At 67.8% G+C, this 23854-nt stretch carries 20 protein-coding genes, 1 pseudogene and 1 riboswitch; of the genes and pseudogenes, 2 read left to right on the top strand and 19 right to left on the bottom strand.

The features are described 5' to 3' along the window. Nucleotides 1-64: 64 nt before the first annotated feature. From ACVWZ8_RS16615 to ACVWZ8_RS16570, 10 genes are all read right to left on the bottom strand, one after another. A complete protein-coding gene (locus tag ACVWZ8_RS16615; protein ID WP_456505220.1) occupies nucleotides 65-1429 on the bottom strand; it encodes a hypothetical protein in 1365 nt (454 codons plus the stop codon). A gap of 7 nt (nucleotides 1430-1436) precedes the next feature. Next, entirely contained in the window at nucleotides 1437-2117 is a 681-nt protein-coding gene (gene nadD, locus ACVWZ8_RS16610; RefSeq protein ID WP_456505969.1) for a nicotinate-nucleotide adenylyltransferase, read from the bottom strand. A 55-nt stretch (nucleotides 2118-2172) separates the two neighbouring features. Continuing rightward, nucleotides 2173-2412 carry a hypothetical protein gene (locus ACVWZ8_RS16605; protein WP_426978277.1) on the bottom strand — a complete coding sequence of 80 codons (240 nt, stop codon included), beginning with the start codon at nucleotides 2410-2412 and terminating at the stop codon, nucleotides 2173-2175. A gap of 78 nt (nucleotides 2413-2490) precedes the next feature. Beyond that, nucleotides 2491-3903, bottom strand: coding sequence for a glutamate-5-semialdehyde dehydrogenase (locus ACVWZ8_RS16600; protein WP_456505219.1), 1413 nt, complete (start codon nucleotides 3901-3903; stop codon nucleotides 2491-2493). Nucleotides 3904-3929: 26 nt separating this feature from the next. Next, nucleotides 3930-5141, bottom strand: a complete 1212-nt coding sequence (gene proB / locus ACVWZ8_RS16595) for a glutamate 5-kinase (protein WP_456505218.1) — start codon at nucleotides 5139-5141, stop codon at nucleotides 3930-3932. After that, nucleotides 5131-6720, bottom strand: a complete 1590-nt coding sequence (gene obgE, locus ACVWZ8_RS16590; RefSeq protein WP_426978280.1) for a GTPase ObgE — start codon at nucleotides 6718-6720, stop codon at nucleotides 5131-5133. Before obgE ends, proB begins: the two co-directional genes overlap by 11 nt. 116 nt (nucleotides 6721-6836) lie before the next feature. Further along, complete coding sequence (gene rpmA, locus ACVWZ8_RS16585) at nucleotides 6837-7100, bottom strand: 50S ribosomal protein L27 (RefSeq protein ID WP_354243581.1); 264 nt, start codon at nucleotides 7098-7100, stop codon at nucleotides 6837-6839. Between the two features lie 61 nt (nucleotides 7101-7161). Then, nucleotides 7162-7470 (bottom strand): 50S ribosomal protein L21, encoded by a 309-nt coding sequence (gene rplU / locus ACVWZ8_RS16580; protein WP_018773353.1) that lies wholly within the window; start codon nucleotides 7468-7470, stop codon nucleotides 7162-7164. 386 nt (nucleotides 7471-7856) lie between these two features. Beyond that, entirely contained in the window at nucleotides 7857-9488 is a 1632-nt protein-coding gene (locus ACVWZ8_RS16575; protein ID WP_456505217.1) for a bifunctional hydroxymethylpyrimidine kinase/phosphomethylpyrimidine kinase, read from the bottom strand. Continuing rightward, nucleotides 9471-9568: riboswitch (TPP riboswitch) on the bottom strand. (Overlaps the previous gene by 18 nt.) A gap of 119 nt (nucleotides 9569-9687) precedes the next feature. Further along, nucleotides 9688-12960 (bottom strand): Rne/Rng family ribonuclease, encoded by a 3273-nt coding sequence (locus ACVWZ8_RS16570; protein WP_456505216.1) that lies wholly within the window; start codon nucleotides 12958-12960, stop codon nucleotides 9688-9690. Between the two features lie 473 nt (nucleotides 12961-13433). On the opposite strand from ACVWZ8_RS16570, the gene ACVWZ8_RS16565 reads away from it, so the two are divergent. Next, on the top strand, nucleotides 13434-14102 hold the full coding sequence (locus ACVWZ8_RS16565; protein ID WP_456505215.1) for a vitamin K epoxide reductase family protein: 669 nt from the start codon (nucleotides 13434-13436) through the stop codon (nucleotides 14100-14102). 112 nt (nucleotides 14103-14214) lie between these two features. Here the strand turns inward: ACVWZ8_RS16565 and ndk are convergent, their stop codons facing one another. The 7 genes and pseudogenes from ndk to ACVWZ8_RS16530 all read right to left on the bottom strand — a co-directional run bounded on the left by ndk (nucleotide 14215) and on the right by ACVWZ8_RS16530 (nucleotide 21289). Further along, nucleotides 14215-14628: a nucleoside-diphosphate kinase gene (gene ndk / locus ACVWZ8_RS16560; protein ID WP_426978284.1), complete on the bottom strand. Its 414-nt coding sequence runs from the start codon at nucleotides 14626-14628 to the stop codon at nucleotides 14215-14217. Nucleotides 14629-14666: 38 nt separating this feature from the next. Further along, nucleotides 14667-15143 (bottom strand): DUF4233 domain-containing protein, encoded by a 477-nt coding sequence (locus ACVWZ8_RS16555; protein WP_456505214.1) that lies wholly within the window; start codon nucleotides 15141-15143, stop codon nucleotides 14667-14669. Between the two features lie 3 nt (nucleotides 15144-15146). After that, nucleotides 15147-16509: pseudogene (locus ACVWZ8_RS16550) on the bottom strand (bifunctional folylpolyglutamate synthase/dihydrofolate synthase). 3 nt (nucleotides 16510-16512) lie between these two features. After that, a complete protein-coding gene (gene ileS, locus ACVWZ8_RS16545) occupies nucleotides 16513-19878 on the bottom strand; it encodes an isoleucine--tRNA ligase (protein WP_456505213.1) in 3366 nt (1121 codons plus the stop codon). Between the two features lie 347 nt (nucleotides 19879-20225). Then, entirely contained in the window at nucleotides 20226-20351 is a 126-nt protein-coding gene (locus tag ACVWZ8_RS16540; RefSeq protein ID WP_456505212.1) for a hypothetical protein, read from the bottom strand. Next, complete coding sequence (locus ACVWZ8_RS16535) at nucleotides 20339-20800, bottom strand: hypothetical protein (RefSeq protein WP_456505211.1); 462 nt, start codon at nucleotides 20798-20800, stop codon at nucleotides 20339-20341. The genes ACVWZ8_RS16540 and ACVWZ8_RS16535 overlap by 13 nt, the downstream gene beginning before the upstream one ends. Next, entirely contained in the window at nucleotides 20801-21289 is a 489-nt protein-coding gene (locus ACVWZ8_RS16530; RefSeq protein WP_456505210.1) for a glycerophosphodiester phosphodiesterase family protein, read from the bottom strand. Between the two features lie 211 nt (nucleotides 21290-21500). Between ACVWZ8_RS16530 and ACVWZ8_RS16525 the strand changes: the two genes are divergently transcribed. Next, a complete protein-coding gene (locus tag ACVWZ8_RS16525; RefSeq protein ID WP_426978292.1) occupies nucleotides 21501-22538 on the top strand; it encodes an endonuclease/exonuclease/phosphatase family protein in 1038 nt (345 codons plus the stop codon). Nucleotides 22539-22572: 34 nt separating this feature from the next. On the opposite strand, the gene ACVWZ8_RS16520 is transcribed toward ACVWZ8_RS16525, so the two are convergent. Both ACVWZ8_RS16520 and ACVWZ8_RS16515 read right to left on the bottom strand, forming a co-directional pair. Further along, nucleotides 22573-23349: an SDR family oxidoreductase gene (locus ACVWZ8_RS16520; RefSeq protein WP_426978293.1), complete on the bottom strand. Its 777-nt coding sequence runs from the start codon at nucleotides 23347-23349 to the stop codon at nucleotides 22573-22575. An 83-nt stretch (nucleotides 23350-23432) separates the two neighbouring features. Beyond that, nucleotides 23433-23792 carry a DUF488 domain-containing protein gene (locus ACVWZ8_RS16515; protein WP_426978295.1) on the bottom strand — a complete coding sequence of 120 codons (360 nt, stop codon included), beginning with the start codon at nucleotides 23790-23792 and terminating at the stop codon, nucleotides 23433-23435. Nucleotides 23793-23854: the final 62 nt, after the last annotated feature.

Raw genomic sequence — 23854 nt, 5'->3', positions numbered from 1 at the left:
TTGGGGTGAAAAAGCTCTTGTGAAAATGCTTGGGGGTGAGGCTGAGCGGCCGCAGCTTGCGGGACTAGCTTGCGAGACCGGAGATGATCAGCGTGATTCCGACGATCAGCGCGAGAACGCCCAGGGCCAGCACGCCCAGCTGCAGCATGCGGAGGCGCCGGGCCCGGCCAAGGCCGGCCGTGGCCGCGTCGAGGGGATCGAGGCCGTAGGCAGTGTTTGCGGCCACCGGGGCCCTGCCGGCGAACTCCTCCTCCGACGCCGGCGGGACCGGACTGGCTGCGGCCGGATTCGCCCGCGGAGCTGCTCCGGACGCGGCACTCGCGGCAGCCTCTGCACGGGCCAGCACACCGGCGCGGCCGGTCGCCGGGACTGAGCGCTGCCGGGACGAACCGGGACGGCGGCTGCCGGACTTCCGGCGATCTTCAACCCGGGGACCTGGATTCGTGACGACCGGAACGTAGGACGTGGCAGGGCGTTTCATGATGGGCCGCTCCACGCCGGGGACCTGCTCAAATTCCAAGGGTGTGACCATGGCCAGGTTGCTGGCGGTCGAGGGATCGTTCCGCGGCGGTGCCGGCTGGTTGTTCTGTTCGGCCAGCTTCTGCTTGGCGGCGGCCCGGCGGTTGAGCACCGCGGCCCGCTCGGCCAGGGCGATCTGCTCAGCCAGCACATCAGGATCGACCGCCCCCGGGTCAGTGGCCTCGATGTGCTCCATCTTGGCCAGCTGGTTCTGAGCCTGCTGGGCCAGGAGTTCGCGAGCGGCCAAGGCCTGCTCGACGGTCATCCCCTGAGGCAGCTGGTCCGCGGCACCGGGCCTGCCGGTGCCGTCCTTCTTACCGGTGTCCTTCTTACCGGTGTCCTTCGCGCCCTTGGCGGGGGCCGGTGGGGCTGCCTGGTCTGTGGCTGCCTGCTCCTTGGCTCCGGCAGCCTCGGCGGCGGCGGGCTTGGACGCAGGCTGGCCGACTACCGGGGTGGCCCGGGTCCGCGGTGACGCGGGGACAATCAGGTTGGCCGCGGTGGCGGGCGCGGTTTCGGCTGCCAGCTGCAGAAGCCTCAGCTGGCGCCGGGTGGGCGGACCGCCGCCGGCGAGGTGACCCTCTTTTTCGGCGAGCTCCTTGATCGTGCGGAGCGCGGCGCGGTCCCGCGCGCGGGCCTGCGAGGACCGTTCGGAGCCGCCGGGGTTCCGCACCGAATCCACGGGCCCGTCAGCTACCCTCCGGCTCCGTCCCGCGACGTCGGCCGGCGTCGGTTCGCCGGGGTCAACTGGGGTAGCCGGTCTGGGCGTTGCAGCCTTCGCGGCCGGCTTTTTTGTGGCAGGGTCAACCTCGCCGGGAGCCGCGGTACCCGGCTCCTGGCCCGCTTCCGGGCGTTCATCTCTAGCCTGTCGCAATTCGCGACGGCTGCGGACGGGAGGCTGTTCCTGACTCATTGCAAACTCATTCAGTGCTGGCTGGTTGGCTTATTTCGGTAGCCCGGCTGTACCGGGCGGCTTCGTTCTCCGCTTCGATGCCGGCAGCACTTCCCTCCGGGTCCGCCGCTGCGTCGGCCACGGGGTCCGTGTCGCCGTCGTACAGTCCATATTTGGCGATGTACTGGACCACGCCGTCGGGCACGAGGTACCAGACCGGATTTCCGGCCGCCACCCTCGTGCGGCAGTCCGTGGAGGAGATGGCCATGGCCGGGACTTCGAGCAGGCTGACGTCCTTCCGGCCCATGCCGTCCAGCACGTGCCCGGGCCGGGTGACCCCGACGAAGTGCGCGAGCGACCACAGCTCGTCGATGTCTTTCCAGGAAAGAATCTGGGCCAGGGCGTCCGCGCCGGTGATGAAGAAGAGATCGGCGTCGGGGCGGAGCGTACGCAGGTCTCGCAGCGTATCGATCGTGTAGGTGGGTCCGGGCCGGTCCACGTCCACCCTGCTGACGGTGAAGCGGGGGTTCGAAGCCGTGGCGATGACGGTCATGAGGTACCTGTGCTCGGCCTCGCTGACCTTTCTCGCCGTCTTCTGCCACGGCTGGCCGGTCGGCACAAACACCACTTCGTCCAGGTTGAACTTGGCCGCGACCTCACTGGCCGCGACAAGGTGGCCGTGATGGATCGGATCGAACGTGCCGCCCATCACACCCAGACGCAGGCGGCGTTTGGCGCCGCGCTGCTTCACGGTGGCGGAAATATCAGTGGCCTTGGCCGTGATCGTGCTTGTTCGGGTGCTGGCGGTGCGGATCCGAGTGCTCGTCGACGGCCTCGTGGCGCCTGCCCAGACTGGAGTAGGACAGCGTGATGAACATCAGCACGAGGAGGATAGCGAACATCGAGCCGCCGATGACGAACGGCGGTGCAATGAGCGGCGCGAGTTCCTCGTGCCCGGATTCGCCAGCGGCGGCGATGATTGTGGCGATCTGCTGCGACAGCATGTTCTCCCCTAGACTTTAAAATTTGACGACGGCGCTTGTCCCCGCCGTTCCGGACTTCTGTTCCATGTTACAGCGTTGCTACGCCCTGATCTGGCCCTCGCCCTGCACGATCCACTTGGTGGTGGTCAGTTCGGTCAATCCCATCGGGCCGCGTGCGTGCAGCTTCTGGGTGGATATCCCCACCTCGGCCCCCAGGCCCAGCTCGCCGCCGTCGGTGAAGCGGGTGGAAGCATTCACGATCACGGCGGCCGAATCGACCTCCGCGATGAAGCGCTCGGCGTTGGCGAGGTCGTTGGTCAGGATGGCCTCAGTGTGTCCGGTGGACCACGCGCGGATGTGCCTGACGGCGTCGTCCAGGCTGTCCACCATGGCCACGGCCAGGTCCAGGTCCAAGTATTCGGTGGCCCAGTCCACGTCCGTGGCGGGCACTGAGTCGACGGACGCCGGCAGCGCTGCGCGGATCCGCTCGTCGGTGTGCAGGGTGACGCCCGCGGCGCGCAGGGCCGCGGCCACGGCGGGCAGCGCGGTGGAGCCGGAGTGCACCAGCAGGGTTTCCACGGTGTTGCAGACGCTGGGCCGCTGGGTCTTGGCGTTCAGCAGGATCTCCACGGCCATGTCCTCGTTCGCTGAGGCGTCCAAAAAGATGTGGACATTGCCCTCCCCCGTCTCGATGACCGGCACCGAGGCATTCATCACAACGGACTGGATCAGTTCGCGGCCGCCGCGGGGAATCAGGACGTCCACCCTGCCCCGGGCGCGCATCAGGACGTTCGCGCCTTCGCGGCCGTACTGGTCCACCGTCTGCACGGCGTCGGCCGGCAGGCCCACGGATTCCAGCGCGTCGCGGAGGATGGTGACCAGGGCGGCGTTGGTGGCGGCCGCGGCGGTTCCGCCGCGCAGGATGACGGCGTTGCCGCTCTTGAGGCCCAGCCCGGCGATATCCACCGTCACGTTGGGCCGCGCCTCATAGATGGCGGCGACGACGCCCATCGGCACGTTGATCTGGCGCAGCCGCAGCCCGTTGGGCAGCGTCTGGCCGCGCACCACATTCCCCACCGGATCCGGAAGGGTGGCGAGGTTCTCCAGGGCGGCGGCGAGGGCCTTAACCCGGGCGTCGGTGAGGGTGAGCCGGTCCAGCAGGGCAGCGGAGGTGCCGTTGGCCCGCCCCGCGGCAACGTCCTTGGCGTTGGCGGCCAGGACCTGGCTCGTGCGCTCCAGCAGCGCGGTGGCGATTGCCCGCAAGCCACGGTCCTTCCAGGCGCGGTTGGCGCGGGCCATCCGGCGGGCGGCGTGGCGGGAGCGGTCGGCGATTGCGTGGACGGCGGCCTCGACGTCGGCTGCCCCGCCTGCACCAGAAGTCTGCTCCGAAGTCGCCTCCAGGGCTGCCGGAACCTCGCGGGCGCCTGCCGACGGTCCGTCCGCAGGGATCAGACCTTCGGCAAACAGCTTCTCGGCGAGCACGGCAGATCGGGGGGTCAGGGCCTCAGTCATGCTTCCAGTTTAGGCGAGCGGGAGGCTTAGACCAGCACCAGATCGTCAACATGAACAACTACGCGGTCATATCCGCGGCCCAGGGTCTTGCCAAGTTCCCTGGTGGACCGGCCGAGCATCTGCGGAAGCTCGTCGGCGGCGTAGTTGACCAGCCCGCGGGCGATCACGGTGCCGTCCGGGGATACCATCTCGACGGCGTCGCCGGCTTCGAAGGAGCCCTGGACGGCGGTGATGCCAGCTGGCAGCAGGGACGTGTGGCGGTCGCGCACGGCCCTGACGGCGCCGTCGTCGAGCACGAGGGTGCCCTGCACCGACGCCAGGTGCGCCAGCCAGAGGAGGCGGATCGGCTTACGGGAGCCGTTGACCGAGAACCAGGTTCCCACATCCTGGCCCGCCAACGCGGCGGCCGCATTGGACGTGGAGGTCACGAGGGCATGGATTCCGGAGCCTGCGGCGATCATGGCCGCCTCCACCTTGGTGACCATTCCGCCGGTGCCCACCCCGGCCTTGCCGGGGCTGCCGATGGAGACGCCGTCGAGGTCGTGCGGGCCCGTGACGTGCGGGATCCGCTTGGCGCCGTGCGAGGGTGGACCGTCGTACAGCGAGTCGACGTCGGAGAGGAGCACCAGCGCGTCGGCGCGCACGAGGTGCGCCACGAGGGCTGCGAGGCGGTCGTTGTCGCCGAACCGGATCTCGTGGGTGGCCACGGTGTCGTTTTCGTTGACCACGGGCACGACGCCGAGGTTCAGCAGCCGGTTCAGGGCCCGGAAGGCGTTGGTGTGCTGGCTGCGGCGCATGAAGTCGTCGGCCGTCAGCAGCACCTGGCTGACCGTGACGCCGTGGGCGCCGAAGGCGTGCGTGTACCGGGCCATCAGGAGACCCTGGCCCACGCTCGCCGCGGCCTGCTGGGTGGCGAGGTCGCGGGGGCGCTTGTCCAGCCCGAGCGGGGCGAGCCCGGCGGCGATCGCACCGGAGGACACCAGGATGATCTCCGCGCCTTCGTTGTGTTTGTGCGCCAAGGCATCGGCGAGGTCCGTCAGGGCCTCTTCCGAGATGCCGCCCTTGATGCTGGTCAGCGAGGAGGAACCGACCTTGACCACGATCCGGCTGGCTCCGGACAGCACTGCACGGTCCGGAGCCGGACGGTCCGGGGCTGAACGGTCCGGAGCCGGACGGTCCGGGGCTGCACGCTCCGGGGTGACGGATGAACCGGGCACGATGACGGTCTTACTCGTCATCTGCTGCGCCCAGTCCACTCTCCTTGAGCGGCTTGGCGGCCCGGCGTCCGCTGACGGATTCGGTCCAGATGCCGGCCTTGCGCTCGGCTTCGAGCTCGGCGCGGGCTGCGGCCTTGGCCTCGCGGCGTTCGACCTGCTCGTCGCGCTTCTGCCCACGGGTCGGGCGGTCACCGATATCGGCGAAACGCACGTCCGTGCCGCGCGGGGATGCCAGCAGTTCGGCACCTGCCATCATGGTCGGCTCCCAGTCGAAGACGACGCCGTCGTCCTCGCCGATGACCACGGTGTCGCCGGGCAGGGCGCCCTGCTTGAACAGTTCGTTTTCGACGCCCAGCTTGGCAAGGCGGTCGGCGAGGTAGCCGATCGCTTCCTCGTTGGTGAAGTCGGTCTGCTTGACCCAGCGCACGGGCTTGTCGCCGAGCACGCGGAACAGCGGTTCCAGGTTCTTCTCCTCGCGGCGGATCTTGAAGCCGGATTCGTTCACCGCGCGGGGCTTGAGCACAGGGGCATGTACCTTCGGCGGCGCTGCGGCGAGAGCGTCGCGGGCGGCCTGGACGATTTCCGCCATGGCGAAGCCGAGCTGGCGCAGGCCCTCGTGGCTCGTGGCCGAGATCTCGAAGACGCTGTAGCCGCGGGATTCGAGTTCCGGGCGGACGAACTCGGCCATGTCCTTGCCGTCCGGCAGGTCCACCTTGTTCAGGGCGACGAGGCGGGGGCGGTGGTTCAGCGGAACGACTTCGCCGTCGGCTCCGCTGTAGCTCATGTCCACGGCGTACTTCTCAAGCTCCGCTTCGATGATGGCGAGGTCGGACAGCGGATCGCGGTCCGATTCGAGCGTGCCGCAGTCCAGCACGTGGACGAGGGCGGCACAGCGCTCAACGTGGCGGAGGAAGTGGTGGCCGAGGCCCTTGCCCTCGCTGGCACCCTCGATCAGGCCCGGGACGTCTGCGATGGTAAAGCGGACCTCGCCGGCCTGCACGACGCCCAGGTTCGGGATCAGGGTGGTGAAGGGGTAGTCGGCGATCTTGGGCCGGGCCGCGGACATGGCGGCGATCAGGCTGGATTTGCCGGCGGAGGGGAAGCCGACGAGCGCGATGTCAGCAATGGACTTCAGTTCCAGGACGACGTCGCTGGATTCGCCTTCGATGCCGAGCAGCGCGAAGCCGGGGGCGCGGCGCTTCTGGGAGGAGAGCGAGGCATTGCCGAGGCCCCCGATGCCGCCGGCGGCAGCGATGTATTCGGCGCCTTCGCCCACGAGGTCGGCGAGGACTTCGCCGGACTTGGACTTCACCACGGTGCCCACGGGCACCGGCAGGATCAGGGTTTCGCCGTTCTTGCCGCCGCGCCAGTCGCCCATGCCGGGGCCGCCGTTGGTGGCGTGCCGGTGCGGGGCGTGGTGGTAGTCGAGCAGGGTGGTCGTCTGGGGGTCAACGCGCAGGATGACGTCGCCGCCGTTGCCGCCGTTGCCGCCGTCGGGACCGCCGAGGGGCTTGAACTTCTCGCGGTGAACGGAGACACAGCCGTGGCCGCCGGTACCGCCGGATACGTGCAGTACTACCCGGTCTACAAAGCTCGCCACGTGGATCTCCTCAGTGCTGTTTCCTGGACGTCCAAAGACACCAAGATGATTGTAATGCGGTTAAAAGAACAGTGGAGCGGACCAAATGGCCCGCCCCACCGATTTAGAACTTGTAGCTACTCTGCAGCTGCAGCAGTCACGATGTTCACAACGCGACGACCACGGCGGGTGCCGAACTGGACTGCACCGGGGGCCAGGGCGAACAGGGTGTCGTCCCCGCCGCGGCCGACGCCGGCGCCCGGGTGGAAGTGGGTGCCGCGCTGGCGGACGATGATCTCGCCTGCGGAAACTACCTGGCCGCCGAAGCGCTTGACGCCGAGGTACTGGGCGTTGGAGTCACGACCGTTGCGAGTGGAACTCGCGCCTTTTTTATGTGCCATCTGAAATGCCTGCCTTCAAAAATTCTGGGGAATCTGCTGGAACCTGAACAGTAACGAAGAGTTACTTGATACCGGTGATCTTGACCTTGGTCAATTCCTGACGGTGGCCCTGGCGCTTCTTGTAACCGGTCTTGTTCTTGAACTTCTGGATGACGATCTTCGGACCACGAAGGTCTTCGAGGATCTCAGCCGTAACCGTTACCTTGGCCAGGTCCGCAGCAGCAGACGTGACCTTGTCACCGTCTACCAGGAGCAGTGCGGGCAACTCAAAGGTGCTGCCGGCTCCACCGGGGACGCGGTTCAGGGTAACGAAGTCTCCAACGGAAACCTTCTCTTGGCGGCCGCCTGCGCGGACAATCGCGTACACCACTGGGGAACTCACTTCTCTCGACGTTTATTACTAGATTTGCGTGCGGAACCTGGTCCAAATTGTTTGGCTGGCTCACGCTGTGCCTCTACGCCGGTGGATTCCCCGGGGGAACCCATGAGCTATCCCGTGGACAATGCCATTCGATATCGAATGACGTGATCCTCAAGGTCATAACCCAAGTGTTGGCGTAAGCACCGAAGACCTAGACTACGCTAATTTTGCCTTCGGCCGCAAATGAGGCTGGTTCCGGAGGGGCCGTGCGTGATGAACGCAACTCGATCAAGACTTCATTCAATCAAGACTTCATTCAATCAGGACAGAGCGGTCCTGCAACGACTCCCGGAACCGTGCCTCACCATCGTACAGGCTGGCCGGGGAGGCCGTGCTCAGGCGTGCAGCCTCGGCGCGTCGAAGAACTCGACCTCGTAGCGGGCCGACTGCCTGAAGGCCGCCGCCATGGCGTCCCGCTCGCTGGCGGAAGCGCGCCGCGCCGCCTGATCCGTCAGTGCGATGGCCTGCCGCGTCGCCGCGGCAAAGTCCTCGTCGGCGTAGGTCCGCAGCCATTCGGCGTAGGGATGACCTTCCGGGGCGCCGGCCGCCAGGAACTGCGCATGGAGTGTTGCGCCGACCTCGGCATACAGCCAGAAGCACGGCAGGGCGGCTGCGACCAGGACGCCGTAGCTGCCGGAGACCGTGGCGGCCAGCAGATGGTCCACGTAGGATTTCGTGACGGGGCCCAGCTTCACCTCCACGGCCCGTGTGCTGAGCCAGTTCCGGTGCAGCTCCGATTCGACTTCAAGGCACTGCTGCGCGGAGCGGGCCCAGAAAAGCTGTTCGGCTTCGGAAGGTGCGATGGCTGCCGCCCGGGCCAGCACCCGCGAGTAGCCATTGAGATAGAGGGCGTCCTGGGCCAGATAGTAGGCGAAATCCTTCTCGGCCAGCGTGCCGTCGGCCAGGCCCTGGATGAACGCCAGGCCATAGATCGCGTCAAGGTCCGCCGCGGCACTGTTCCCGAGGGCAGCGGCGAACTCCCCCTCGTCCGGAACGCGGTGCCCGGTATTCATCTGGTCTGTGCCGCCCTGGTCTTCGGTCAGATGCTGCACGTGGTGGAAATGGTGCACCGGACCGTTGCCCGTTCCGACGTCGAGGCGGTCCGAGGCACGCAGCGCACCCGTCAGCCAGGGCTTGACCTCGCGCAGCGCCGCCTCCCAGTCCCCCACCCGGGCCTGCACCGTGGCCAGCGCCGAGGACAAGGAGCATCCGGTGCCGTGGCTGTTGCCGGTGGGCACGCGTGCGCCGGTCACCACCACCGTCTCCTGGTCCAGGAGCCCCACTGTGTTGACGAGCGCATCGGGGCAGCCGTCGTCGTCGTTGTGGTCATCTCCACCGGCGCTGCGGCCCAGATGGCCGCCCTTCACGAGTACCGTCGTGCCGGTCAGGGCGGCGAGCCGTTTGCCCTGGTCAAGGGCCTCGGCCCAGTCGGCTGCGACGGGTTCCCGGAGGAGGATGGCCAGTTCGGCGAGATTGGGTGTGACCAGGTCCGCGAGGGGCAGCAGCGCGTGCAGGGCGGCCTCCGCCGTTTCCTGCAGGAGCCGGTCGCCGCTCGTCGCCACCATCACCGGATCCAGGACCACGACGCCGGGCCGGGCCTGTTCAAGCCAGCCGCGGACGGCAGCGATCACGGTGGCGTCCCCCAGCATGCCGATTTTGACGGCGTCGATGCCGATGTCCCCGCTCAGCGCGTCCAGCTGGGCGGTCAGGAACGACGCCGGCGGAACGTGGACGGCGCTGACGCCGCGGGTGTTCTGGGCCGTGAGGGCCGTGATCGCGGCCATGCCGTAGCCGCCGTGCGCGGCAATGCTTTTCAGGTCGGCCTGGATCCCGGCGCCGCCGGAGGGGTCCGAACCTGCAATAGCCAGCACCCGCGGGATCCGGCGCCCGGCGCGACGCGGCACGGAGGGCAGAAACGGTGAAGTCAGAACAGGTGAAAGCAGAACAGGTGAAGCCACGAGAGACATCCCTTCGCCGGTGCTAACCGGACAGGTTCGACGGGTTTGGATCTCAGCCGGCTCGATGCGCGGCACCCCGTGTCAGTCCTACAGCCTAGTCCGAATCGCTTAACGAAGTCACGGGGGCGGCCCGGGCCTCAGCGTATTGCTACGCCGAGTCCCGGATCGCCCCCGCGGTCACGCGGAACTGTCCCGTACTGCCGGGTTGTCAGAGCTCCGAAGCCGGGACGCCGACGCCGAGGATGATCGGCTCGTTCGCTGCCGGCCTGGCTGCTGCCTTGCCCACTGGCTTGCCCGCGGACGCGGCCGGGGCGGGCGCTTTGGCCACGTGCACCGATCCGGCCGCGGCGGAGGCCGCTGCCTCGCGGTGTTCAGCCGCCTCGTGGTGTTCAATGGTCGTCTCGTTCGCTGCACCCTGGGCGCGGCTGGCGCTCCGGTTGCGGCGGACTCGGCGGCCCCGGGAGGTGCCGGCTTCGAGCTCCGTCCTTGCCGGGACCACGGCCGGGGCAGGGGCCTTGGCAGCCTGAGTCCGGTCCACGGCGGGCCTGGCTTCATCGGCTTCGCCCAGGTTGGCGAAGGCCTCGGTCAGCAGGTCGAGGGTGAGGGCAGGAGACGGTGTCTCGTCGGCGTGCTCAACGAACGGCAGGGCGACCTGCTCGCCGCCGAAGGTCAGCACGGCCGCGGGACGTCCGGCTGCCTCCTCTGTCGCGGCAAGCCGCGCGGCTGCCTCGACGGCGGCCTGGCGGGCCTCCGCCGCGTGAGCGGATACCGTCTCGCCGTCGTGGAGGTGCGCGGCATGCGCGGCGGCTGCGATGTTTGCCAGTGCGGCACGGGTCGCCTCTGCCTTGGCATGACGCTCGGCCTCGGTAGGCTCCGGATGGACGGCTGAGGCTGCCGATGGGGCGGACTCCGGCATTCCCTGGCCGCCCTTGCCGCGGCGGCGGCTCTTGCGTTCGGTCCGGGGTGCCGGCAGGTTCTCGGTCCGCGGGACATGGTGCTCGGCGGCCACGACGTTGGCGCGGCGGTGCTCCACCGGCTCGTCGTGCGTGACGATGCCGCGGCCGTCGCAGGCTTCACACTGTTCGCCGAAGACTTCCAGAAGCCCGGTGCCCATCCGCTTGCGGGTCATCTGCACCAGACCCAGGGAGGTCACCTCGGCCACCTGGTGCTTGGTACGGTCGCGGCCCAGGCACTCCACCATGCGGCGCAGCACGAGGTCTCGGTTCGATTCCAGCACCATGTCGATGAAGTCGATCACGATAATGCCGCCGATATCGCGCAGCCGGAGCTGCCGGACGACTTCCTCTGCCGCTTCCAGGTTGTTCTTGGTGACGGTTTCCTCGAGGTTCCCGCCGCTGCCGGTGAACTTGCCGGTGTTGACGTCCACCACGGTCATGGCCTCGGTCCGGTCGATGACGAGGGAGCCGCCGGAAGGCAGGAACACTTTGCGGTCCAGCGCCTTGTGGATCTGCTCGTCGATGCGCCAGGCCGAGAAGATGTCCGCGTCTTTGGTCCACTTCTCGAGCCGGCCCACCAGGTCGGGTGCCACGTAGGTGACGTAGGCCTCGATGGTGTCCCAGGCTTCCTCGCCGGAGACGATCAGCTTCGAGAAGTCCTCGTTGAAGACGTCACGGACCACCTTGATGGTCAGGTCCGGTTCGCCGTAGAGCACCTCGGGGGCGAGGACCTTGGTCGACGTCGACTGGCTCTCGATTCCTTCCCACTGCGCGCGCAGCCGGTTGATATCGTGCGTCAGCTCCTCCTCCGAGGCGCCTTCCGCCGCGGTGCGGACAATGACGCCGGCATTCTCCGGCAGGCGGTCCTTGAGGATCCGCTTAAGGCGGTTGCGTTCGACGTCGGGCAGCTTGCGCGAGATGCCCGTCATGGAACCGCCGGGCACGTACACAAGGTAGCGGCCGGGCAGCGAGATCTGGCTGGTGAGGCGGGCGCCCTTGTGGCCGACCGGGTCCTTCGTGACCTGGACCAGGACGGAGTCGCCGGACTTCAGTGCATTCTCGATCCGGCGCTGCTTGCCTTCAAGGTTGACGGATTCCCAGTTCACTTCACCGGCGTAGAGCACGGCGTTGCGGCCGCGTCCGATATCCACGAAGGCAGCTTCCATGGAGGGCAGCACGTTCTGGACCTTGCCCAGGTAGACGTTGCCGATCAGGGAATCCTGCTGGGTCTTGGACACGAAGTGCTCGGCCAGGACCCCGTCTTCGAGGACGCCGATCTGGATTCTGTCGTCGCGCTGGCGGACGATCATCTGGCGGTCCACGGATTCACGGCGGGCCAGGAACTCGGCCTCGGTGATGACGGTGCGGCGCCGGCCGGTGTCGCGGGACTCACGGCGGCGCTGCTTCTTGGCCTCAAGGCGGGTGGAACCCTTGAGGGACGTGACGCGGTTGTTGACCGGCGCCTCGGTCTGGGCACGCGGTGCACGGACGCGGGTCACTGTGTTGGGCGGATCGTCGCCTTCCCCGCCGGTCAGCTCCAGGTCCTGGTCACCGCGACGGCGGCGGCGGCGCCGCCGCGAGGTCACACCGTCCTCCAGCGTCCCCTCGGAGCCTTCGTCTGTTTCCTGGGCTTCCTCGGCTGCCTCGCCGGAGACCTCGGTTTCGGTCTCGGCACCCGGCTCGCTGTCGGCTCCCCGGCTGCTCCGTCCGCGGCGTCCGCGGCTGCGGCGGCGACGGCGGCCGCTGGCGTCTTCGCCCTCGCCCTCTTCGCCTTCTTCATCTTCGGACTCTGCGGGCGCGGCGGCAGCCGGAACCGGGCGCACGACGGCGCTCAAATCCGGAGCCTGGAAGATCATCGAGGTGACCGCTCCCGGCTCAAGGAAGAGCGAGGAGGCTGCGGACGATGCTTCGGCAGGGGTTTCTGCGGCGGCCGGGGTTTCCGCGGCGGGGGCTGCTTCGGCAGGGGTTTCCGCGGCGGCCGGCGTGCCGGCGGGCTCTGCCGGGGACACGGCAACTGCTTCGGGGGCCGTGGCGGGGGCCTCGGCTACTGGCCCTGCTTCGGCCACCGGGGCGGCGGCCTTGGCTCGGCTGGCACGACGCCGGACGGGCTTTTCTGCAGGCGCTTCGGCGGCGGGCGTTTCCGCCGCGGCCGTCTCAACTACTGCGGGGACGTCCGCCACCGCAGCGCCGACTGCGCCAGATGTTTCGGTCTCTTCGGCGAAGGCCGGCAGTGGCTCGGGCACCTCGGCGACCTTGCGGGCGCGGCTCCGGCGGGCGGGGGCCTTGGCCTTGGTTTCGGGAGCCGGCGCTTCCGGAGCCTGCTCGGCGGCCGCGGCATCAGCTGCCTCTGCCACGACAGCGGCCTCCATGGCCTCTGCCTTGGTTGGGGCCTTGCGTCGGGTCCTGACGGGCCTCTTGGGCGGTGCTGCTGCGGTCTCTACTGCTTCCGCTGTTTCCGCAGTTTCTGCTGTTTCTTTGGTAACAAGCGCGTCTTCGTTACCGGATACAACCTGGTCATTATCCATATGTGGTGACACTCCTGCCCCTGCGTACCGCCACATCCGGCACCCGTTGGGGCAATTATTTGTCAACACCCGCAGGCATTGACAGAAGTCAATTGGATACCCTCAGGTTCGCACCGGCAGTGGGGTGCGGCAGCCCTGGAGGGCCGGCGAGATTGTTCTGGAACCCGTTGATCTACACGCCACAACCAGGTGCCGTCCAATGGCATTGCGGGACAGCCTGGATCAGAGGATCCGCAGCTCCCTGCTCATCATTGGCGGTCTTGGGAACAAAGTCGCCGGACCGGGACCCGGATGTGGATCGGGTTCCAGCCACGATCATTGTCTCACAGGAGCCGTCAAAGCAGGCGTAGGTCCGGGTTCCAATCGCAGGGCGTGCGCCCGGTCCGGGCCGCTGAAGGCAATTCCCCGGCTTCCCCCAGCCGCCGGCGATACAATCGGGGCCAGAAGCACCCGACGCAAAGGACCGACATTCCATGCCCAGCATCTCCAGTGCCACCGGCAGTTCAACCCAGCAGCAGCGATCCGGCCCGGCGGTAGCGGAACGGCCGTTGCCGCCCATGACCCGTGACCGTCCGTTCGCCTGGCTCCTGCTGATCACCGGCGTCGTCGGCTGGCTTGCCTCCGGGACCCTGGTGCTGGAGAAACTGGAGGTCCTCAAGGATCCCAGCCACGTGACCGTCTGCGACGTGAACCCGTGGATCTCCTGCGGCCAGGTGATGCAGACCTGGCAGAGTTCGCTCTTCGGCTTCCCCAACATGTTCATCGGCATCGTGGCGTTCGCCGTCGTCATCACCACGGCCATGGGCATCCTGGCCGGCGCCCAGTTTGCCCGCTGGTACTGGCTCGGGCTGCAGGCCGGTGTGACACTGGGTTTCATCTTCGTGGTGTGGCTCTGGTCCCAGGCGCTGTATTCCATCCACATCCTGTGCCCGTTCTGCATGATCGTCTGGGCCGCCATGATTCCGCTGTTCGTCTGGGTCACCGTCCGCAACGTGTCCCAGGGCGTGATCCGGCTGCCCGCCGGCCCCACCCGCATCCTGGGCGACTCGGGCTGGATCCTCACGGCACTGCTCTACGTCGCCGTGATCGCGACGATCTTCTTCGCCTTCATCCAGGTCTTCATCGGGACGTCCGGCTACTGAGCCCGGACCTACAGGGAGCGCGAACTACGAGGAGCCCGAACGTACACTTGAGGCCCCAAATCGGCATGATTTGGGGCCTCAAGTGTACGTTCGCGCTAGTAAGGGACGCTGGTCAGAACCAGATCTTGATCTCGCGCTCGGCGGACTCCACCGAGTCCGAGCCGTGGACCAGGTTCTGCTGCACCTTCAGGCCCCAGTCGCGGCCAAAGTCGCCGCGGATGGTGCCGGGGGCCGCCGTCGTCGGGTCCGTGGTGCCGGCGAGCAAGCGGAAGCCCTCGATCACCCGGTGGCCCTCGAAGATCGCGGCGACCACGGGGCCGCTGAGCATGAATTCGACCAGCGGCTCGTAGAACGGCTTGCCCACGTGCTCCTCATAGTGCTGCTCCAGCAGCTCTCGGCTCGCATCGACCTTCTTGAGCTCGGCCAGGGTGTAGCCCTTGGCTTCGATCCGGCCGAGGATGCTGCCGCTCAGGTTGCGGGCGACGCCGTCGGGCTTGATCAGGACGAGGGTGCGCTCAATGCTCACAGTTGCTCCAATGATGTGGGGTGGGGTTTGGAATAAGTCTACGGGTTCTGGTCGCCGGTATCCGGCGCCGGTTCCGGGCCGGGGCCCCTCGGATGCGCCGCCTCCCAGGCGGCCTGTTCGCGTTCCCGCTTGGCTGCCTCACGGTCGATCCGGATGCCGGTGCGGATGCCGTACCACCAGGAAATCGCGAAGAGCAAGCCCACCACGTACATCGTGGGCTCCACGATTCCGCCCAGGATCAGCACCAGCTGCAGGATCCAGCCCAAGCCCACTCCCCACGGCTTGGAGAGGACCGCGCAGGTGAACACAAACACGAGGAACAGTGCGATCCCCACCGAGAAGATCAGAACGGGAGGGAACTCGTTCCGGCGGAGGCCGAAGACCGCCAGCATGCCGAAGAGCACCACAAAGGCTTCCAGCAGCAGGACCGTGGAAGCGAACATGACCTTGGTGGAGCGGCGTTTTTTGGGCATGCCCGGGCGCCATTCGCGCTGGGCTTTGGTGAGTCTGGCCATCGCTTAGGCATCCGCCTTGCCGAGCAGGATGCGGGCTTCCGCCACGAGCGTGATGGAGCCGGTGACGAGGACGCCGCCGGCGAGGTCGTCGTTGGCCTCGGCGCGTTCAACGGCCCACTCCAGGGCGTCGTCGAGCTTGTCGGCCACGTGCAGATTGTCCTCACCGAAGCCCAGGTCCAGCGCGATTTCCGCAAGGTCCTCGGCCGGGACGGCCCTGGGCGAATTGGACTGGGTGAAGCAGTATTCGGCCGCGAGATCGCCCAGGGATTCCTTGAGCTGCCGAAGGATCTCCTCGGCGTCCTTTTCCCGCAGGACGCCCACAACTACCACGAGCTTCGTGAAGCTGAAGGCCTCGTGGATGGCCTCGGCCGAGACCCGGACCCCCTCGGGGTTGTGGGCCGCATCCACGATGATTGTCGGCGCCGTGCGGACCACCTCGAGCCGCCCCGGGGAGGTGACAGAGGCGAACGCCTCCTGCAGGATCCCGGCGTCGAGCGGCTTCTCCCCGCCGAAGAACGCCTCGAGGGCGGCAATCGCGACGGCGGCATTCTCGGCCTGGTGCGCACCGTGCAGGGGAACCAGCAGCTCCTCGTAGCGGCCGGCGATGCCCTGGATGCTCACCACCTGGCCGCCGACGGCGACGGTGCGGGATTCGACGCCGAACTCGACGCCTTCAAAGCGGAACGGGACGTTGACTTCCTTGGCCTTCTCCAGCAGCACCTGCGCCGCGTCACGGGGTTGCTCGGCGCTGATCAGGAAACCGCCGGGCTTGATGATTCCCGCCTTCTCGTGGGCGATGTCCTCGGTGGTGTCGCCCAGCAGATCCGTGTGGTCCAGCGAGATCGGGGTGACCACGAAAACCTGCCCGTCGCCGACGTTGGTCGCGTCCGTGATGCCGCCCAGGCCCACCTCGATGACGGCGACGTTGACGGGCTGGTCCGCGAAGACTGCGAAGCCGAGGATGGTCAGGCACTCGAAGTAGGTCAGCCGGGGCTGGCCCTCCGCCTCGAGTTCGCCGTCCACGATGGCCAGGTACGGGCGGATCTCGTCCCAGATCCGGACGAAGGTCTCGTCCGACACGGGCTCGCCGTCTATGCTGATGCGCTCGGTGACTTTGGACAGGTGCGGGCTTGTGTACCGCCCGGTGCTCAGCCCGTGGGCGCGCAGCCCGGCCTCGATCATGCGGGCCGTGGAGGTCTTGCCGTTGGTGCCGGTGACGTGGATGATCGGGAAGGCCTTGTTCGGCTCCCCCAGGATGGCGGTCCATCGCCCGGTACAGGGGAGCCAGCCGGGGCTCCATCTTGTTTTCCGGCGCCCGTCCCAGCAGCTCGGCGTAGACGCTTTCTACGGAGAATTCGTCGGTCATGGCTTAGGCCTCTACTTCTGCGGTTACTCTTGCAACGCTGATTTGGGGTTCCTTTACGTCGGCCACAACGGTGTCCAGCTGGACCGTGAGGGTTTCGGTCTTGACGAGCCCGGCGTTGGCCAGGAGCGCGTCAATGATGTCCTGCTTCGCGGTGACGGTGGTGCGGATCCGGTCGCTGACGTTGAGTCCGGCGTCCTTGCGGGCCTGCTGGATGGCGCGGACCATGTCGCGGGCCGCGCCTTCGGCTTCGAGTTCCGGGGTGACCTCGGTGTTGAGGACCACGAAACCGCCGCCGGGCAGGACGGCCGCGGCGCGGGATCCCTCACCTTCCGCGGCTTCCGCCACGACGGTTTCCAGGGTGTATTCCTGCGGCTCCAGGGCGAGCCCGCCCGCGGTGACCACACCGGCGTCGTTGACACTCCAGTCGCCGGACTTGGCTCCCTTGATGGCCTGCTGGACGTTTTTGCCCAAGCGCGGGCCGGCGGCGCGGGCGTTGACCACGAGCTTCTGTTCGATGCCGAACTCCTCCGGGGAGGCGCTTTCGGCGTCGAGCAGGCGTACTGAGCGCAAGTTCAGTTCATCGGCGACGACGGCGGCGAAGCCTTCCAGCGCATCGGCGCCGGGTGCCACGACGGTGAGTTCCTGCAGCGGCAGGCGCACCCGGAGGTTGGCGGCCTTGCGCAGCGAGGATCCGGTGGAGCAGATCTGCTGGATGCGTTCCATTGCCTCGACAAGTTCGGCATTGGCCGGGAACAGTTCCGCGTCCGGCCAGTCGGCCAGGTGCACGGAGCGCCCGCCGGTGAGGCCGCGCCAGATCTCCTCGGAGACCAGCGGCAGCAGCGAGGCGGCCACGCGGGAGACGGTCTCCAGCGCGGTGTAGAGGGCGTCAAAGGCGTCCACGCTTTCGTCGAAGAAGCGCTGGCGGCTGCGGCGGACGTACCAGTTGGTGAGCATGTCCAGGTAGCTGCGGAGTTCGTCGCAGGCGCCGGAGATGTCGTAGCCGTCCAGCTGCGCGGTCATGTTGCGGACCAGCGCGCCGGTGTTGGCCAGCAGGTACTGGTCCAGGGTGTCGGCGTAGCCGTCGTAACGGAGCTTGGCGTCGTAGCCCTTCGCTGTCCCTCCGACTGCGTTGGCCGCGTTGGTGTACAGCGTGAAGAAGCTGTACACGTTCCACAGCGGCAGGATGACCTGCCGGACGCCGTCGCGGATTCCCTGTTCGGTGACGACGAGGTTGCCGCCGCGCAGGATGGGGCTGGACATCAGGAACCAGCGCATGGCGTCGGAGCCGTCGCGGTCCAGAACCTCGGAGACGTCCGGGTAGTTACGCAGGCTCTTGGACATCTTCTGCCCGTCGGAGCCCAGCACGATGCCGTGGCTGATGACGTTGCGGAAGGCCGGCCGGTCGAACAGCGCGGTGGAGAGGATGTGCAGCATGTAGAACCAGCCGCGAGTCTGCCCGATGTACTCGACGATGAAGTCCGCCGGGTTGTGCGTCTCGAACCATTCCTCGTTCTGGAACGGGTAGTGGACCTGGCCGTAGGGCATGGAACCGGAGTCGAACCAGACGTCCAGCACGTCCTCGACGCGGCGCATGACCGACTGGCCTTCCGCCGGGGTGCGCGGGTCATCCGGGTTCGGGCGGGTGAGCTCGTCGATGAAGGGCCGGTGCAGGTCCACCTCGCCGGCCTTGTTCAGCGGCAGGCGGCCGAAGTCGGCCTCGATCTCGGCGAGTGAGCCGTAGACGTCGGTGCGCGGGTATTCCGGGTCGCTGGACTGCCAGACCGGGATGGGGCTGCCCCAGTAGCGGTTGCGGCTGATGGACCAGTCGCGGGCGTTGGCTAGCCACTTGCCGAACTGGCCGTCCTTGACGTTGCCCGGGATCCAGTTGATGTCCTGGTTGAGCTCGGACATGCGGTCCTTGAACTTGGTGACCTCGACGTACCAGGAGGACACGGCGCGGTAGATCAGCGGGTTGCGGCAGCGCCAGCAGTGCGGGTAGCTGTGTTCGTAGCTTGCCTGCCGGACCATGCGGCCCTGGGCGCGGAGCACCTGGGTGATGGGCTTGTTGGCCTCGAAGACCTGCAGGCCGGCGATCCCGGCGAGGTCGCCGTGGCCGAACAGCGGGAGGAACTTCGCGCCCTCGTCCACGGAGAGGACGACGGGGATGCCGGCTTCTTCACAGACCTGCTGGTCGTCTTCACCGTAGGCGGGTGCCTGGTGGACGATGCCGGTGCCCTCGGTGGTGGTGACGTAGTCGGCCACCAGGAAGCGCCAGGCGTTTTCGGTGCCGTACTTCTCGGCGTCGTTGAAGTAGTCCCACAGCGGTTTGTACGTCAGGCCGGCAAGTTCGGTGCCGGTGTGGCTGGAGGTGACCGCGGCCTCGGCGGCGGCGGCACCCTCGGCGCCGTCGCCGTAGCCCAGGTCCTTGGCGTAAGTGCCCAGCAGCTCGGCGGCGAGCAGGAAGCTGCCGGTGACGGGTGCGTCCGTGGAGGCGGCCTTGATGCCGTGGGGCCCGGCCGGCAGGACGACGTAGTGGATGGCGGGCCCGACGGCGAGCGCCAGGTTGGTGGGCAGGGTCCAGGGTGTGGTGGTCCAGGCAAGGGCCTGCACGCCGGCGAGCTGCCTGGACAGCTCCGACTCCCCCGCCGTGATGGGGAAGGTCACCGTGACGGTCTGGTCCTGGCGGTTCTTGTAGACGTCGTCGTCCATGCGCAGTTCATGGTTGGACAGCGGCGTCTCGTCTTTCCAGCAGTACGGCAGGACGCGGTAGCCGTTGTACGTCAGGCCCTTTTCGTGCAGCTGCTTGAAGGCCCAGAGCACGGATTCCATGTACTCGACGTTGAGCGTCTTGTAGTCGTTCTCGAAGTCCACCCAGCGGGCCTGGCGGGTGACGTAGCTCTTCCACTCGTCGGCGTACTTCATCACGGAGGCGCGGCAGGCGTCGTTGAACTTGTCGATGCCCATGGCCTCGATCTGGGTCTTGTCCGTCATGCCCAGCTGCTTCATGGCTTCCAGCTCGGCGGGCAGGCCGTGGGTGTCCCAGCCGAAGCGGCGCTCCACCCGGCGGCCGCGCTGGGTCTGGTAACGGCCCACGAGGTCCTTGGCGTAGCCGGTCAGCAGGTGGCCGTAGTGCGGCAGGCCGTTGGCGAAGGGAGGGCCGTCGTAGAAGACGAACTCGTTGGACCCGTCTTTGCCCGCATCGCGCTGGTCGATGCTGGCCTGGAAGGTGCCGTCCTCATCCCAGTACTTGAGGATCCGCTCTTCGATTTCCGGGAACTTCACGGAGGCCGACACACCGGAGGTGTTGGACGCAGCGGTGAGGGCGCCTGCGCCGGAGAGCGCGGCGGAGGCCTTCGGGTAATAAGTCATCTCGACATCCTGGCTTGAGCTGGTGAACAACGGATCATTCAGGATGCGAGGACGGCCCGTGCACTGTTTCCAGCACCGGCACCGCGGTACCACCTCACTTACCGCCACCGGTCCTGCTCCTTCTTGGCAAAGAAGCTGCTCCGGCGTCGGCCGCTCATTACTGCTGTGACGGGCTTACCCGTCCGGTTCTACCGGCCCTGGCGCGTGCTGACGTTGCGCCGGGGCGTTCTTCCGGAAGCTCACCGGTGATGGCCGGGTCAAAGCTGATATGTCGATGTTACCGGAGAAGTCAGTGCGTTTCACTGCCAAGCCCACTCCGCCGGGCAGTGGAACGCAGCGACGGCGTCTTATCGCCCGGGCTGGAGTTCGAAGCTTTGCGGAAGTCTCATGCCGGCACCGGCCATGACCTCGCGGAGCCGGTCCGGGTAGTCGGTGATGATCCCGTCGACGCCGGCGTCGATCAGCGCCCGCATGGTCGGCTGGTCATCGACCGTCCACGGGATGACCTGCAGTCGTGGGCACGCTGCACCATGTCCGCGGTGACGTAGGGGACGTAGCCGGGGTCCGTCACCTTGCCGTTCTGCGGAGTACCGTGCACGGGAGAGACGGCGTCGAAACCGAGGGAGGCCGCTGCCGCGATGAGGTCGCCGCCAAAGTCGTCGGCGTCAATGCCGCCCAGCCACGGAGAGCTGCCCGGCAGGCCGGCCTGGAGGAAGTCCTTGTTGGTCAGGGCCACGGTGCGGATGTGCGGATCGCGCTGCTGGACGAGGCGCAAGGAGCCCCAGTCGAAGCTCTGGATGGAGACGCGGCTCTGCATGTGGGCGGCCTTGATTTCCCGGAGTGCGACGTCGACGAACTGCTCGCGCGGGGCGGTTTCCTCCGGCGCGCCGGCCTCGACCTTCGTTTCGATGTTGAACTTCACCTAACTGGCCCGGTGGGAGTCGGCGAGCGCAAAGACTTCGGCAAGGGTCGGCATCTTGGCTCCGGGAGATGCCGTCTGGCCCGGGAACTGCGGCTGGGTGAGCGAACCGCAGTCCAGGCTGCGGACCTGCTCGAAGGTCAGGTCCTTGATGTATTTGCCCACATAGGGAAACTCCGGGTCGCTGGGCGTGACCGGCGCCGTATCGAGGCACTTCTTGTCGCTGACCTTGCGGTCGTGCGTAATGACTTCGCGGCCGTCCTTCGTGATCTGGAGGTCAAGCTCCAGGGTCGACACCCCGGTCTCGAGGCCCTTGGCGAAGGAAGCCAGTGTGGATTCGACGGTCAGGCCGATTCCGCCGCGGTGGGCTTCAAGATCGAAATGGTTGTCCGTGCCGTTGGCGTTCGTGTCGGCGGCCTGGGCCTGGGCAGAGGTGGCGAGGAGCGGGGCTGCGCTGAGTACGGCAGCGCCAAGCTTAGTCGGGGTTCGCATGGGAAAAGGGTCTCCACTCTGGTGGTGTGCAGTTGCGCCTGCCACGGTTCCGTTCCGCGGCCAACTGCCGGCCACCGCGGGCTGGCCGACGCACCACGGGATGGTGAATGTTGGGCGTCACGGCCACGGCGAATAAATCAACAACGACGCCGCGGGCGGGGACTGCCTAGACTCGTGCCATGACAGTCCCCCGGGCGATTCGGGCCGCTGCGTGACGGGCCGCCGTGCGCGCCGCCGCTGGCTGCTGTCGGCTGCCCTGGTTGCCGCACCCGTGGCGGTGCTGTCCTTCTTCCGGGCCGTTCCGGCACCGTGGCCGACCCCCGTGGTACAGCTGGTCGCCTTCACTCCCTGGCTTGTGTTCCCCGCCGCGGCGGGCCTGTTGCTGGCACTGCCGAGCCGCCGTTCCTGGGCTGTCCTGCCTGCGGCAGTTCTCCTGGCCGTCCAGCTCGTGTGGCTGTTCCCGCCGGACGTGCTCCTGGCGCGGCACACGGGCCAGCTCCAGGGACGGGGGCCGGATGCTTCAGCAGCGGCGCCGGCGGCGGAGCTGAAAGTCATGAGCCTCAACGCCGGAGTGGGGGGTGCGGATGCCGCCGCCATAGTCCGGCTGGTCCGGGACAACGGCGTGGCGTTGCTGGCGGTCCAGGAACTTTCGCCGGCCCTGGAGCAGCGGCTGGACGCCGAGGGGCTGGGCGGGCTGCTTCCGCACCGGATCAGCAACCCCCGGGACGGCGCAGGCGGCAGCGGCGTGTATTCCACCCGTCCGCTGGCTCCGATGGACGCCGTGCACGGTTCCGCTTTCCACATCCCGACCCTGCGGCTGAGCCTTGATGCGGGTGGCCGGCGGGTGGCGCTGGCGGTGACGAACGTGCACAGCCAGGCTCCCGTGGAGGGGCAGGCGCCGCGGTGGCGGAGCGATCTGGCCCTGCTGGGCAGCGTCGCTTCCCGTCCGGGAAACGTGCTGCTGCTGGGCGATTTCAATGCCACCTTCGACCACGCCGAGTTCCGCCAGTTGTTGGCCGGCGGCCCGGAGGAGGCTGCCGGCGCCGGCAGCCTTGTGGATGCGGGGGTCGCGGCACTGGGCCGTTTTGTTCCCACCTGGCCCAAGGACGGCCAATGGCTGCCCGGCGTGGTGATCGACCACGTCGTCACCAGCCCGCACGTGCGCAGCAGCGGCTATTCCGTGCAGTCCGTGGCCGGCACGGACCACGCGGCCGTCCTGGCCACGCTGTCCGTCCCGGCCGGAGGCTGAGCACCGCACTGGTGCGGGCCGCGCCGCGCCAGGCTCAGCCCTTGCGGATCGTCTTGTAGTTGGAGGCCTGTGCCACCGGGCGGATCACGATCTGGTCCAGGTTGACGTGGTGCGGTGCCACGACGGCGTAGCGGACCACGTCGGCGACGTCCGCGGCGGTCAGGGGTTTCTCGACGCCGGCGTAGACCTTAGCGGCGGCATCGGAATTGCCGCCGAGCCGGTTCAGGGCGAACTCGTCCGTCTGGACCAGGCCGGGAGCCACCTCGATCACGCGGACGTTGTGCTCGGCCTCTTCCAGCCGCAGCGCGCCGGTCAGGGCATGCTGGGCGAACTTCGCAGCGTTGTAGCCGCCGCCGCCCTCATAGGCGGACAGTCCCGCCGTCGAGGTGAGGTTCAGGACGGTACCTTCACCGCAGGCGCGCAGCATGGGCAGGAAGGCCCGGGTCAGCTTCATGGTGCCCAGCACGTTGACCCGGTACATCCACTCCCAGTCCTCGGTCTTGGTCTCGCCCACCCTGTCGGCGCCGCGGGCGCCGCCGGCAACGTTGATGAGCGTGTCGATGCCGCCGCCGCGGGTCACCTCCTCGAGCAGCCGCGCGACGTCGGCATCCTCGGTCACGTCGGCTGGCAGCGCGACGGCGCCGGTTTCGGCGGCGAGCGCTTCCAGCCGGTCCGCGCGGCGGGCGACGGCGTAGACCGTCCAGCCCTCGGTCCGGAGTGCACGCACTGTGGCCTCGCCGATTCCGGTGCTGGCGCCGGTGACGACTGCTGCTTTGACTACTGTTGCCTTGTTGTCGATTCCCTCGGTCATGGCTCCACAGTAACGGCACGGCCACGCTCGCCGCGCCCGGCGGCCCGCAGGACGAACCACCCCGCAGGACGACGCCGGATGGATCAGCGCTGCAGGAACGCCAGCAGCACCCGGGCGTGGTTGACCTCGGGGTCACGCGCACCATAAAGCAGCGTCACTTTCCCGTGCTCGGCGGCTAGGTCCAGCAGCGTTTGTACGGCGGGGTTCGTGTCCAGCTCGGCTTCGTAGGCGGCGCGGAAACCGTCGAACCGCTCCAGCATGTGCGCGAATTCTTTCCGCAGCGGCGGCGACGGCGCCACCTCCTTGAGCCACAGCTCCAGTTGCGCGCGTTCCTTGCTGACCCCGCGTGGCCAGAGCCGGTCGACCAGGACCCGGCAGCCGTCGTCGTCGGCGGGTTCGTCATGGACGCGCTTGATGGCAAAATGTCCGGCAGACTTCTCCATGTGCGCATGCTACCGCAGGTCCCGAAACGGGGTGCCGGAGTGCGGCCTGCAGGACACCGTGC

Source organism: Arthrobacter sp. UYCu723 (genome assembly GCF_054059215.1).
The sequence above is the reverse complement of the archived record's forward strand: the minus strand, read 5'-3'. Positions and strand labels throughout refer to the sequence as shown.